The following is a 13,537-nucleotide window of genomic DNA, read 5'->3' as shown; positions in this document are numbered from 1 at the left end:
CATACCATGAAACCACTGGATTACGATCAGCTTGAGCAACTAGCAAACATAGTGAGAGTCACGCCGGAGGATGCAGTATATTCCGGGCCAGTGGCCGAATGGCTTGAACCAGATAAGATCCGCTCTGTGATGGAGTATTACGGCGATCTTCTGCGTGCTGAAGACGTTTTAACCGCAGCCGTTTATTTTGTGAACCAGTTGCGTGGCCTCGTGTTTGCGCAGCATTTTATGGTATCCCTGTGTGAACGCCGTTGGGACCTGTCCGTTTCTAATCTCAGATTTCATATTTGTTATGAAGGTCAATATCCCTCTATTAGTCTTCAGGTCATCGACTTAACAGAGCTGGACAATACGTGGAACAATGGGGATCACCGTTCTTCCGAACAGGCCCAGCAAGTGTTACGAGACTTTTACAGTTTGCAGATGCGGCCCCTATTGGAAGCAATTGCTACAGTGGGGAGCGCATCTATCGGCCAAATGTGGGGACAGTTTCCGTTGGCATTGCTGTATTTTAAGGATAGAGTACAGCCATCGTTGACTGATCCTCAGGATGTGGAGCGCTTTGAACAAGATTATATGTATGTGACACGTGAACTTGAGGGAGAGATATTCGGGCGTAAAAGAAATCCGTTTACGGTTCGTCTCGTTGAATTGGACAATCCTTACCGCCCTGGTGAAAATACCTACATGAAACCGTCCTGTTGCCAATATTACAAGACAGGTGGAGGTCAGCGGTATTGTTATACTTGCCCCAAAATGTCCGCTTCCGAACGCGAAGAACGCAGACTCGAAGTGGTGGCATCACGGTAAAGTCTCTGTGGATGTTGGCATGTCCGTCACCTTTTGGTTAAAATAGGTTATGTAACCTAAACCAAGTGACACGAAGGAGGATGCTGTATGTCTGTCTATTCACATAATGCCGTAACACCAGCGAATCAGGAGGTTTCTCTGAATACTTACGCTGGTAAGGTGCTGGTTATTGCGAATACCGCCAGTAAATGCGGACTTACCCCGCAATATGGGGATTTGCAAAAGCTTTATGACGAATATAAGGATCGGGGATTAGTTGTATTAGGCTTTCCTTGCAACCAATTTGGCGGTCAGGAGCCGGGCAGCAGCGAGGAAGCGTCTGAATTTTGCCAACTGAATTACGGGGTTAATTTCCCGGTATTCGCCAAAGTGGACGTCAATGGACCGGGTACAGCGCCTCTGTTTGAATATTTGAAAAAGCAACAGCCTGGAGAACAGGAAAATGGGACAATTCAGTGGAATTTTACGAAATTCATTGTGAATCGTGAAGGTGTACCTGTGGGTCGTTTTGAACCGAAGGAGTCACCAGAAGCGATGAAAGCAGCCATTGAGCAATTGCTATAGTAGCTTTGCCTTCATTCCAAAATATATGTTTAAAAAGGTCTGATTTCCGGCATGTCTCCGGGAAGCGGACCTTTTTTTGTTCTCTACATGTGCATTTGTCTAAAGGGGGAGCATCATGTGAAAGTCGATTCCATGGGCATAATCAGGCCGCCTACAGGGGAAACTGAATGGAGCAAAAAAACATTTCAGCAAACAGTTGATCTCGTATATCCTTTCTTTTTTAAATGTGGACAAATTGTGAATATCACAAAAAGCTATTGTAATGTGAAAAATATCACACTATAATAAGTGCATGAAGTGAAATAAATCACAAACACTAACGAGCTGTTTACGTGAAACTATTCACAATTATTATACAGTTTATGCCCACACACCAAGGAGGAATTCAACATGAAAGTAGCAGTTATCGGATGTACACACGCAGGCACAGCAGCTATCGTTAACACAGCTAAATGTTATCCAGATGCAGAAATTACCGTTTACGAGCGTAATGATAATATTTCATTTTTATCTTGTGGTATTGCGCTGTACGTAGGTGGTGTCGTCAAAGATCCGCACGGCCTGTTTTATTCGTCTCCAGATCAACTGTCTGACTTGGGTGTAGTGACCAAGATGCTTCATGAGGTAACGAGTGTGGATACGGCTGGCAAGTCCCTGCATGCCCGTAATCTCCAAACAGGTGAAGAATTTACAGACACATTTGATAAACTAATTGTGACCACGGGATCATGGCCCATTATTCCAAAGCTGGAAGGCATTGAACTTGATCATATTTTGCTCTGTAAAAACTATAATCATTCCAATGATATCATTGAGAAAGCCCAGCACGTACAGAACATTACAGTCGTGGGAGCTGGATACATTGGTGTTGAATTGGTAGAAGCTTTCCAAATGAATGGTAAAAATGTAACGCTGATCGACAGTGCTGATCGTATATTGAATAAGTATTTGGACCATGAGTATACAGACCGGATTGAAAGTTCCCTGAAGGAACATGGCATTAAGCTGGTACTTGGCGAGACGGTGAGTCGTTTTGAGGGTACGAACGGTAAGGTAAGTAAAGTCGTGACCTCTAAAGGAGAATATGAAACAGAGCTTGTTATTCTCTGCATCGGTTTCCGACCTCAAACGGATCTGCTCAAAGGTCAGGTAGATATGTTGCCTAACGGTGCGATCATTGTGGATAACTATATGCAAAGTAGTTGCCCGGACGTGTTTGCAGCAGGCGACAGTTGTGCAATTCGCTATAATCCGACCGGCAAAACGGCTTATATCCCTTTGGCAACCAACGCAGTTCGTATGGGTACGCTGGTGGCACGTAATCTGGTGCAACCAACCATTGCCTACATGGGAACCCAAGGAACTTCGGGTATCAAAATTTACGAAGACAATATCGCAGGAACAGGCATGACGGAAGCTGCGGCAACAGATGAAGGCATGACTGTAGAAGCTGTAACCATTGAGGACAGCTACCGACCTGAATTTATGCCAACCTCCGAAAAAGTGTTACTGAAAGTGGTATATGAACAGGGGACGCGGAGAATTCTGGGTGCTCAAATTATGTCGAAGGTGGATTTGACGCAATCCATTAACACGCTATCCGTAGCCATTCAAAACCATATGACTATTGACCAGTTGGCCTTTGTCGATTTCTTCTTCCAGCCGCATTATAACAAGCCTTGGAATTTCTTGAACGCGGCAGGTTTACAAGCTTTGCCTACAATATCCGAACGGAACCCAGTTACTGTATAATTAGATTTGTCTGTGACATTGTTCATAAGTTTGTCAACAATCTGAGGCGTACGGATGAATCCTTATAGTACAATATAGAGTAGCATAAGGATCAGGGGGGAAGTAGCTTATGGGTTTGTTTTATATCCTTTTTCTTGTAGTCGTGGCGCTGATAGGCCTCGGTGGAGTTCTTTGGTTCTTAAGAGCAATTGAAAAGGAAGAATACAATTAAATGTAAAGCGCGTAGTAGCGCAGTAGATGTAATAATACAGAAAAACAGTCCTTTTTTCAGGGGCTGTTTTTTTTATAGTTACGAAAGTGATTTTTTTCACAAACTTAATCACTGATTTTAAATAAAATATGAAAGAAGAATATTTTAGTGAATAGATATTAAAGGAGCGGGGATATATGGCGAGCTATAAACCGGGGCAAATTGCTGAAAAGACGGTGGAAACAGGAGTGGCCAAGGCGAACAACCCGTGGACTGTGGCGGTGGTACTGGGATTTTTGGCAGGTGCATTTATTGCACTCGGGTTTTTGCTGGATATACGTGTTATTGCAAGTGCGCCTAAAGAATGGGGAAGCATTGCCACCTTTATTGGAGCTGCGGTGTTCCCTATTGGTCTGGTATTAGTTTTGATCGCAGGCGGAGAATTGCTGACCGGCAATATGATGGCGGTCCCTTTGGCGAGATGGGCAGGACGAATTAAGACAGGAGTCATGCTTCGTAATTTGGCGATTATTACGCTCAGTAATTTTGCAGGTGCGTTATTCGTTGCATTTTTCTTTGGGCATGTGCTGGGTTTGACAGAAACGGGCCCTTATCTGGACAAAGTGGTGGATATGGCAGGACATAAGCTACACGAAAGCTTTTTGCAGTCTTTTATATCGGGTATAGGATGTAACTGGCTCGTAGCACTGGCTGTATGGTTGGCATATAGCACAGACTCCATTGGCGGCAAAATTATGGGGATTTGGTTCCCGACCATGGCCTTTGTGGCTATTGGATTTCAGCACGTTGTTGCCAATATGTTTCTCATTCCGGCGGCTATTTTTGCAGGCCACTTTTCATGGGCAGATTATGTTATGAACTTCATTCCGGTCTGGCTGGGGAATTTGGTAGGAGGTAGCCTGTTTGTGGCTGGAGCCTACTGGTTGGCCTATCTGAAAAAGCCTCAAGCCAGCGCACATCCAGTGAATGAATCTCCAACTACTTCTTCGGTTGCACATCCAATCCGTTGATTGATCCTACCTAATCATGGTACTTTAAACAGCAATGAACAAAGCAAATCCGCCATGACAGGCCCGGGGGAACGAAACCTGTCATGGCGGATTTTTTTGGGAGTGGTCCATGATTTGGCATGGAGGATGAGTGTGCGCTCGTCCATGATGCCTTGATCTTTTTTACCCTCAGTAAGATATGCTGAAACAGGATGTTGAAAAAAATTATGATTCTTAAAAAATCCGTTTTGCTCTATGCAGCAGACGGATTTTTTTAATATTTTGGAGAGCGGCTGTGTGGGAAAATCCTTCTCTTGCCATCGGCCAAAGCTGTGGATATGATAAGATCAGTGTAATTTTTGGAAACGGTAACGGAAAGGAGCATCAACACTATGGATCATCGCAATAGCGCGCCTCGTGAGGCCACGCTTCAACAAGACTTACAAGGGGGACAGCGGATGACGGAGCAGCAGGACGGTATTTTTCCGGCTGTATGCCCGTTAGATTGCCCGGATACGTGTGGGCTCCTGCTTCACAAGGAAAAAGGAAAGATAATCAAGGTGACTGGAAACCCAGATCATCCCATTACCAAAGGGGCTATTTGTAACAAAGTTCGCAATATGACGGAGCGGGTATATGATCCTGATCGGGTGCTCTATCCGTTGAAGCGTATAGGCCCCAAAGGAGAAGGGAAGTTTGAACGAATTAGCTGGGAGGAGGCGGTCAATACCATTACAGGTCGGTTCAAGGAGCTGATCCGTACGGACGGACCGGAATCTATTCTCCCCTACAGCTTTTATGGCAATATGGGCGTATTGAGTGTGGATGGAATGGATCGCCGATTTTTTAATGCGCTGGGTTCAAGCCAACTGGATCAGACGATTTGCAGCGTGGCTGGGAATGAAGGCTGGGCGTCCGTTATGGGTTTTAAGGGCGGCACCAGCCCGGAGGACACGGAGGATGCAGACCTCATTATTGTGTGGGGTGGTAATGTCATTAGCACCAACATGCATCAGGTCGTTTTGGCTGAGAAAGCACGTAAAAAAGGTGCTAAGGTGGTCGTTATTGACGTTCATCGTAACCGGACGGCGCAATGGGGGGATTGGTTCATTCCGTTATATCCGGGGACGGATACAGCGCTCGCGCTGGGTGTTATGAATGTACTGTTCGCTCAAGGACTGACGGACGACGAATTTTTACATCGCTACACAGTAGGTCATGAGGAACTGCGCGAGCATGTTAAGACCTATACACCAGAGCGGGTTTCGCGGATTACCGGCGTGCCGGAAGCGGATATTATCCGTTTGGCGGAAATGTACGGAACTGCGAGAGCAGCGTATATCAATATCGGTAATGGGCTTCAGCATCATGATAATGGCGGTATGAACGTACGTGCGGTTACATGCTTGCCTGCGCTCACTGGACAATGGCTGAAGCACGGCGGGGGAGCGTCACGCTCCAACGGCGCTTATGCCAAGATTAACAGCGCCCATCTGGAGCGTCCTGATCTGCGACAGAACCCGGATGCCCGGATGATTAACATGAACCGGATCGGAGAAGCGCTGCTACAGAAGGAACAGCCGATTAAGGCGTTATTCGTATATTGCAGTAATCCGGTAGTTGTAGCCCCCGATTCGGAACGGGTGACTAAAGGATTTGAACGAGAGGATTTGTTCACAGTCGTTCATGACCTATTCCTAACCGATACGGCCCGCTATGCAGATATTGTGCTGCCTGCCGCGTCTTCTTTTGAAGGAACAGATCTATACAAATCGTACTGGCACCACTATATCCAAATGCAGCAGCCCGTCATTGATCCGCTTGGGGAAAGCAAAAGCAATTATGAGCTGTTTAGCCTGCTCGGACGGGCAATGGGCTTTGATGAAGCTGCCTTTACGGAAAGTGAAGAGGAGATGATCGCAGGCGCGCTTGATAATCCAACGAACCCTTATCTCAACGGTGTGACCTTGGAATCCTTAAAGAAGTCACCTTTTGTAAAGCTTGATATGACGCCAAAGGCCACTTATTTGGATCGTTTAACCACGCCTTCAGGCAAGATTGAGCTATATTCGGAAAAAATGAAACAAGCAGGTCTGCCCGCGATGCCTTCTTATGTGCCACTGATTGAAGGGTACGACGGAGAGCACCGACCGCAAGCGGACGAGCGGTATCCATTAATGTTTATTTCACCGCCAAACCATAATTTTCTGAATTCTACTTTCGCTAACTTGCCCAAGCATCAGCGACTGGAGCGGGAGCCCTTGCTACAAATTCACCCGGAGGATGCTCAGACAAGAGGCATCGCGGACGGGGAGCCGGTTACCGTATGGAATGATCGGGGGACGTATGAGCTGAAAGCCAAAGTCACCGATCTGATGCTGCCCGGTACAGTGATTAGTCAGGGATTATGGTGGGAAGGCAAAGGACGCAGACAGCGTGTCAATGTGTTAACCTCTGATCGGCTGTCGGATATGGGACAGGGGGCTACTTTCTTCTCAACGGTGGTGAATGTGAAGCGCCAATGAGATTATGCCTTTTATGGCGTCAGATGCAAAAGGAGAAACAAAAGATATGAAATGGTTGGAGTCTTATCCGAAAGAAGTGAAAGTGTTTCTCATTGCCAGCCTGATTAATTCTGCTGGAAGTTCCCTGATGTGGCCGTTGGTTAGCATGTATGTGTTTGACGAGCTAAACCGTAGTATGGGAGATGCAGGAATTGCGATTTTAGTGCAGTCTCTGGGCGGAATTTTTGGTCAAGTGTTGGGCGGAGCCCTCTATCACCGTATTGGAGCCAAGAAGCTGATTGTTGGCTCACTCGCGATGAACGCGCTGGGACTTCTCGCGCTTCCATTTACCAGCGGTCATTGGGTAGCGTTTGTCATCATGATGGGCTTTATCGGCTTTTTTAATGTCGTATCTGTACCTGCGATTCAGGCGTTTGTAGGTTTTCGTTTCGCTGACCGTCGTGGAGAGCTATTTAATATTATTTATGTCGCTAACAATATTGGGGTTGCAGTGGGTACGGGATTGAGTGGCGTTCTGGCTGACCTTTCCTATCAGCTCAGCTTTGTGATGAACGGAGTGACTTCTGCGGTATTTGCCGGATTCTTCTGGTCTTATCTAAGCAGGGTGGATCGGGAAGAGGGAGAAGTACAGCTCAGCAAGTCCGTGAAAAAAAGAGAGGAAATACCAGCTCGTTTGCTGTTTCGTGATACCAGATTGTATCTCTTTGTGGGGTTAGGCTCGCTTTTTTTATGGTTCGGCAATTCGATCTGGAATACAGGAGTGTCTCCCCATATTATTGAGCAGGGCTTGCCTAAAACGATGTATGGGTTACTATGGACACTGAATGGTATCCTTATTTTTGCCGCACAACCCATTATTTTTTGGATAAAACGACTGTACGCTCATCACGCTTCAGCGCAAATGACATGGGCCGGAGGATTTTATTTGGCGGCTTATATTGTCATGCTGGGCACACAGAACTATACTGGAATGATATTCGCTATGGTTCTGGCGACCCTGGGAGAAATGCTGATTGCACCTGCGGTTCCAGCATTCCTGTCTGATCATGGAGGTCGGGGTGCACCCTTTTACATTGGGCTTGTGGGGGGCATTGGCGCAGCCGGACGGGTAATGGGGCCTTATATTATGGGGAAGTTGTATGATGGTGGTGGGTTACCGCCTACACTTTGGCTGGCATCAGGCGTAGCGGTGTTGTCGATCCTGTTTTTCGTCCTGCATAGCTGGTTGAACCGTTACCGGCATCATTCGGATACTTTGAATACTATGACGTCCAAGGCGGATGTTCCCAGTTCTTAAGTCCTAATAAAAAAGCAGTATTATGCTGTAATTATGGTACAATAAGTGACGGATGATTGTAGTTATTGCTTCAGGAAAGCCTTCACAGGAAGGATTGAAAGGAATTGTTTACAAGTCAACTCTTGACGATACGTCATTCGGAGATGAAGGATGCTCCTGATCTGATTGCGCTGGATGAATTGGTATGGAATGAACGCACGGCTCCCGCCTCGCTGTCCTGGAAGTCGCGCGGGGAGTTTCTGCGTAATACGCCTCCAGGCTCTCAACTGGTCGCCATCGAACAGGAAGTACTCTGCGGGTATATTGGATTTCGTCCTCCAACGCTGTTGGCTAGTAATTGTCATGTACTCGAAATAAATATAGCTGTACATCCAGCTTATCATCGCAAAGGCATTGGGACGGCACTCATGAACTCCATGAAGGATATTGCAGCTGCGGAGGGCATACGTAAGTTGAGTTTGCGTGTACTCTCATGCAACACGGAAGCCCTTATGTTTTATGAAAAAAGTGGTTTCGCGATTGAAGGACGTTTGCATGAGGAGTTTTACATAGCAGGCCAATTCGTAGATGATGTGTTAATGGCCTATTTCTTAAAATAGGCGGGAGGCTACAGACAGCAATTCGGTTGTATGCCCGGCCTAAACCAACAACGCCGCAGACCTGCTCAGGTCTGCGGCGTTGTTGTACAATACAATATTACCGAAGTTGCTTCCATTCATTTTGGAGCATACCGTACACTGCGTGGTTCATGTAGCCGTCGGGCAGCAATTCCGCTTCGCGTACAATGCCTTCGAGCACAAAGCCCAAACGTTCCGGAATACCGCGGCTACGGCGGTTCGTCGTTGCAGAGCGGATTTCGACCCGATGCAAGTCCAGCTCCATCAAAGCATATTCAACGAATACGCGGCAGGCGCTGGTCATTAGACCTTGTCCTTCGTACCCGTGTCCAAGCCAGTATCCGATGCTAACGGAGCGGTGAGTCCAATCGATCTCATGGTAGCTGATGATGCCAGCAAGCTCGTTGTCTATCCAAATTCCGGCGGTCAGACTACCGTTCTCTGCGGCTTGTTTCAAGGCGCCCTGCACGAACTGCTCTGTGTGGCTGATTTCCGTGGTAGAGTCTACCCATGGAAGCCATTGACGCAGGCGGTCACGGGACATTTCGATCAGCTCAAACAGAGGCTGCACATGCTCCTTGGTGAGCGGCCGAAGGACTGTGCGTTCGTCCAACGCATATGTAAACATGATTGATCCCCTCTTTCACTCGGAAAATCGCTAAACCAGCCAGTCTAGCATTTAATCCCATGCTACCTTATTCTGCGAGAGTCGTCAAAAGGGAGAGGAAGCTTCAAATTCAATAGGTCCCACCCGGAACCGTTCATGCTCGTATACATATCTCAGATCCAAATCCCCTACAAATTCGGTTGGGGATACACTGCCAGATACAGTGGCTTGCAGAGGAAGCTGTTCGGCATCATACATTACGACAGAGCTAAAATCGAGATGCTTTGTAAATTGGGCTGGATCATCGTAAAATACTGATGCTTTAGGGTCCATCGTGTGTGTGACACCGTCAATCGTGACAGCAATATGAACCTGGCGGTTGTGGTCACGTGGCTCCACTGAGCTGTGAACGCGCTGGGACACAGCATCTGCTGCCGATTCGACTGCATATTCTTCCATCGTCCGTGCGTTAACAATATGCAACTCCTGCAATTCGACACCCGTTCCCGAGGCACGCGTGAGGACCACGACGGCTTCACGCACACCATCCCCATTCACATCCCTATAATATAATTGTGGTGCGGTGGAGATATCTGCCGAGCCCGACCATCGGAATGTGTGGCGTTGTTGGCCGATTTCCAATACAGCTGAATGGAATAATCCCTGTGACGGACTAACAGCATATAAGCGGACGGATGAGTCTTCTGAAGCGCTGGCTAGTGGACGAGATTGTACAGTTCCGTTCACCGGGTCCGGTGAAGGATGGCCGGAAGTCATGACGGAAGAGGACAAAAGCATAGACAGCAGGATCACAATGAGCAGCTTAAACACGGGTGGGTCTCCTTTTCCGGGCAAAATAAAAGATATATACACTATAACGAATTTATTTGCCGAAAATGTTAACTCTTTTTCATAACTTGTCACTTTTTTTGCTGAAGAGAGCATAAGGATTTTCATTTTATTGAGTTATGCGGTGTGAAAGGGTATATTTAAGGGAACATGTTTTACACAGATTATACGGAAGAAAGGTTGATTAGCGTGGAGAAGCCGATCACTCCCCCCAATTTTATTAAAAATGTTATTGAAGAGGATCTACGTACGGGTAAGGTAAAGGAGGTTGTTACACGATTTCCGCCTGAACCTAACGGATATTTGCATATTGGACATGCCAAAGCTATCTGGATCAATTTCTCGTTGGGAGATGAATTCGGAGGACGCACCAATCTGCGTTTTGACGACACCAATCCGGCGAAGGAAGACACGGAATACGTGAACTCCATTCAGGAGGACGTGAAGTGGCTCGGTTATGAATGGGAGGAAAAACATTTTGCCTCCAATTATTTCGAAGAAATGTACAAGCGTGCCATCCTGCTGATCCAAAAGGGTAAAGCTTATGTGGATGATCAAAGCGCGGACCAAATCCGTGAAACTCGTGGCACACTGACCGAACCGGGGCAAAATAGTCCTTATCGGGATCGCAGTGTGGAAGATAATCTGAAGCTGTTTGAAGAGATGCGTGCAGGCAAATACCAAAATGGTGAAAAGGTGCTGCGTGCCAAAATTGATATGGCTTCGGGAAACATTAATTTACGTGATCCGATTATTTACCGTATTTCACACACAGCACATCACAATACAGGCGACACATGGTGTATCTATCCAATGTACTCCTATGCTCATCCGCTGGAAGATGCGATTGAGGGAGTAACGCACTCGCTCTGTTCGCTGGAATTCGAAGATCAACGCCCGCTGTATGATTGGGTTGTAGCTGAATGTGAAATGGAAAAGGTACCGCACCAATACGAATTTGGACGGCTGAACCTGGCTCAAACCGTAACCAGCAAACGTAAGCTCAAGCTTCTGGTCGATGAAAAGCACGTAGATGGTTGGGATGATCCTCGTATGCCGACGATTTCCGGTTTACGTCGTCGCGGCTATACACCGGAGGCCATCCGCAGCTTCGTATATGAGACAGGTATTTCCAAAGCCTACGGAGTCATTGATTTGCAGGTGCTGGAGCATTTTGTACGTGAGGATTTGAAGCTTAAGGCACCTCGCACCATGGCAGTCATAGATCCGTTGAAGGTGGTTATCACAAACTATCCTGAAGGACAAGTTGAAATGCTGGAGGCGGAAAATAATACGGAAAATCCGGAACTCGGTACACGCCAAATTCCGTTTTCCCGGGAAATTTATATCGAGCGTGAGGACTTCATGGAGAATCCGCCGAGCAAATACTTCCGTTTGTTCCCTGGTAATGAAGTACGTCTCAAGCATGCTTACTTCATTAAATGCAACGATGTGATTAAGGACGCAGACGGAAATGTAACGGAAATCCACTGTACCTATGATGTAGAAACCAAGAGCGGATCAGGCTTTACGGGACGTAAAGTGAAAGGCACGATCCACTGGGTAGAGGCTACTCAAGCGGTTCCTGCCGAATTCCGTTTGTATGAGCCTTTGATTAACGCAGAGGACACGGAAGAGATTGAAGAGGATGCATCAGAAAAAACATTCCTTGACCAATTGAATCCGAACTCTTTGGAAATTGCTCATGGCTATGTCGAGCCGAACATGAAAGAAGCTCAATCGCAGGACAAGTTCCAATTTTTCCGTCATGGTTATTTCAGTGTCGATCCGAAGCTTTCCAAACCGGGTGAGCCTGTATTTAACCGTGTTGTATCGTTAAAAAGCTCTTTCCAATTGCCTAAGCAATAGGCTGTTGGAAAGTGTGGGAGAGATGGTAGCTTTGTGCGACCAGTTGAAAAGGAGTCTGCCGTTGGCAGACTCCTTTATTTTACGCATGCACGCTCTTTATACATTTGGCGATACTTGCTAACAAGCCAGAAGGGAAGAGGGGATACCTCATTCCTCTAGTGTTGTTAAGGGGCACTTTCTATTCGTTTGTGCCCGCTGGCAGTCCTGGCTGATAACCGTTCTTGTACAGCATGTACCACATAATGGAAAATCCCGCAGAGCCAAGTAGGGCGAAAAAGACCCCTGCATGGTACATCATTTCTCCACCAAAGTTCTGGAATAGCCAACCTCCCGCAAAACCTGCTACGATACCGGATATACCACTCCAGGTCAAGGTATATACGGCCTGTCCGGATGATCGGTATGCTGCAGGGGTAAATAGGACGGTCAACTGGGTGCCTACATAGAAGTATCCACCGAAGGTGACGCAATGAAGTGCCTGAATAAACACGATCTGAATCGGGTCTGTGGCCAGAGCCATCAGTTCCCACCGTAAGGCAAACAGCAAACTGACGAGTGCCAAACAACCTACCATCACGGTCATCTTTTTCTTCAAGAAGCGATCAAACAGCAAAAATACAATAATTTCGAATACCGATGACATAAAAACAGCAAAACCAAGCATCTGTTTGGACCCACCCAGCTCGGTGATGTACAGGGACATAAAGGCGCTGTTGATCGAATTTGGGATGGATACAAGGATGCCCAATAAAATAAAGGATATAAAGTATCCGTTCATTAAAACGCTGCCAAAGCCACGCAAATGAATAGTTGCTGTCTCCACAGAGCTTTTTAGTGGTGGGATCGACAAGGTGCAGATCAATGCAGCCAGAAGAAGTACCGTAAAGATGGTGGATATGCTGGATATCCCCGTTTGGTCAATAACGATGCCGGCAACTGCTGCTGTCACAGCCCAGCCGAAGGAGCCCCATATACGGAATGCACCAAATTTCCGGTCTGTGCCCTCAATATAGCTGAGAATTAGACTGTTGCTTTGCGCAAATAAAGGGCTTTGGAAAAAATAAAAACCAATCATCGACACATAAATCATGATATACGTATGGACATGAAATAAAGCTTGCAACAATAACAATGTACCTATAATCATAAATAGCAGAATACGTCGGAGGTTACGGCTCCGGTCGCTTGTATAGCCCCAAAAAGGGTTCGCGAATACGGATACAAAAGGTCCGATAGCCATCAGACTCCCGATCTCCAGCTTGTCCATGCCGATATCTTGCAGATACAACGGGAAGAAGCTGGAGAAAATGACCATAGCTCCATATAGAAAAAAATTATACAGTTTTAAGGAATATAGAGGAGTCTCTTGAATTTCTCTCTTTTGCAAGACAAGCCATTCCTTTCTTAGCCCGATAGAGAACTGCGCATCGATGCCGATCTGTGGGAG

The 13,537-nt window shown here is 46.7% G+C and carries 11 protein-coding genes; 8 read left to right on the top strand and 3 right to left on the bottom strand.

Going from position 1 to position 13,537, the window contains the following annotated elements:
* Positions 1-6: 6 nt before the first annotated feature.
* The 7 genes from MKY75_RS23045 (at position 7) to MKY75_RS23015 (ending at position 8,747) form a co-directional block, all read left to right on the top strand.
* Positions 7-810 (top strand): (2Fe-2S)-binding protein, encoded by an 804-nt coding sequence (locus MKY75_RS23045; RefSeq protein WP_165146100.1) that lies wholly within the window; start codon positions 7-9, stop codon positions 808-810.
* Between the two features lie 87 nt (positions 811-897).
* The gene (locus tag MKY75_RS23040; protein WP_165146103.1) at positions 898-1,374 is read left to right on the top strand and encodes a glutathione peroxidase; all 477 of its coding nucleotides are present in this window, start codon (positions 898-900) and stop codon (positions 1,372-1,374) included.
* A gap of 390 nt (positions 1,375-1,764) precedes the next feature.
* Positions 1,765-3,126: an FAD-dependent oxidoreductase gene (locus MKY75_RS23035; protein WP_069010035.1), complete on the top strand. Its 1,362-nt coding sequence runs from the start codon at positions 1,765-1,767 to the stop codon at positions 3,124-3,126.
* 387 nt (positions 3,127-3,513) lie between these two features.
* On the top strand, positions 3,514-4,347 hold the full coding sequence (locus MKY75_RS23030; RefSeq protein WP_340886645.1) for a formate/nitrite transporter family protein: 834 nt from the start codon (positions 3,514-3,516) through the stop codon (positions 4,345-4,347).
* A 371-nt stretch (positions 4,348-4,718) separates the two neighbouring features.
* Complete coding sequence (locus tag MKY75_RS23025) at positions 4,719-6,851, top strand: molybdopterin-containing oxidoreductase family protein (protein ID WP_069010033.1); 2,133 nt, start codon at positions 4,719-4,721, stop codon at positions 6,849-6,851.
* Between the two features lie 46 nt (positions 6,852-6,897).
* Positions 6,898-8,148, top strand: coding sequence for an MFS transporter (locus MKY75_RS23020; protein WP_165146112.1), 1,251 nt, complete (start codon positions 6,898-6,900; stop codon positions 8,146-8,148).
* Positions 8,149-8,252: 104 nt separating this feature from the next.
* A complete protein-coding gene (locus MKY75_RS23015) occupies positions 8,253-8,747 on the top strand; it encodes a GNAT family N-acetyltransferase (RefSeq protein ID WP_069010031.1) in 495 nt (164 codons plus the stop codon).
* A 97-nt stretch (positions 8,748-8,844) separates the two neighbouring features.
* Here MKY75_RS23015 and MKY75_RS23010 read toward each other — a convergent pair whose 3' ends face one another.
* Positions 8,845-9,393, bottom strand: coding sequence for a GNAT family N-acetyltransferase (locus tag MKY75_RS23010; protein ID WP_340886642.1), 549 nt, complete (start codon positions 9,391-9,393; stop codon positions 8,845-8,847).
* A gap of 84 nt (positions 9,394-9,477) precedes the next feature.
* A complete protein-coding gene (locus MKY75_RS23005) occupies positions 9,478-10,203 on the bottom strand; it encodes a copper amine oxidase (protein WP_069010030.1) in 726 nt (241 codons plus the stop codon).
* A gap of 168 nt (positions 10,204-10,371) precedes the next feature.
* Here MKY75_RS23005 and MKY75_RS23000 point away from each other — a divergent pair, with 168 nt between their 5' ends.
* On the top strand, positions 10,372-12,090 hold the full coding sequence (locus MKY75_RS23000) for a glutamine--tRNA ligase/YqeY domain fusion protein (protein WP_340886640.1): 1,719 nt from the start codon (positions 10,372-10,374) through the stop codon (positions 12,088-12,090).
* 178 nt (positions 12,091-12,268) lie between these two features.
* Here MKY75_RS23000 and MKY75_RS22995 read toward each other — a convergent pair whose 3' ends face one another.
* Positions 12,269-13,477, bottom strand: coding sequence for an MFS transporter (locus MKY75_RS22995; RefSeq protein ID WP_340886637.1), 1,209 nt, complete (start codon positions 13,475-13,477; stop codon positions 12,269-12,271).
* Positions 13,478-13,537 lie beyond the last annotated feature (60 nt).

Origin of the sequence: Paenibacillus sp. FSL L8-0663, assembly GCF_038008125.1 — a bacterium.
In the GTDB taxonomy this organism is placed as follows: Bacteria; Bacillota; Bacilli; order Paenibacillales; family Paenibacillaceae; genus Paenibacillus; species Paenibacillus polymyxa_D.
Note: the sequence above shows the minus strand (reverse complement) of the source record. Positions and strands in the feature narration are given on the sequence as shown.

Excerpts from the sequence above, each read along its gene's own strand:
- MKY75_RS23045 (WP_165146100.1), top strand. The coding sequence starts at position 7 with ATGAAACCACTGGATTACGATCAGCTTGAGCAACTAGCAAACATAGTG.
- MKY75_RS23040 (WP_165146103.1), top strand. The coding sequence starts at position 898 with ATGTCTGTCTATTCACATAATGCCGTAACACCAGCGAATCAGGAGGTT.
- MKY75_RS23035 (WP_069010035.1), top strand. The coding sequence starts at position 1,765 with ATGAAAGTAGCAGTTATCGGATGTACACACGCAGGCACAGCAGCTATC.
- MKY75_RS23030 (WP_340886645.1), top strand. The coding sequence starts at position 3,514 with ATGGCGAGCTATAAACCGGGGCAAATTGCTGAAAAGACGGTGGAAACA.
- MKY75_RS23025 (WP_069010033.1), top strand. The coding sequence starts at position 4,719 with ATGGATCATCGCAATAGCGCGCCTCGTGAGGCCACGCTTCAACAAGAC.
- MKY75_RS23020 (WP_165146112.1), top strand. The coding sequence starts at position 6,898 with ATGAAATGGTTGGAGTCTTATCCGAAAGAAGTGAAAGTGTTTCTCATT.
- MKY75_RS23010 (WP_340886642.1), bottom strand. The coding sequence starts at position 9,393 with ATGTTTACATATGCGTTGGACGAACGCACAGTCCTTCGGCCGCTCACC.
- MKY75_RS23000 (WP_340886640.1), top strand. The coding sequence starts at position 10,372 with ATGTTTTACACAGATTATACGGAAGAAAGGTTGATTAGCGTGGAGAAG.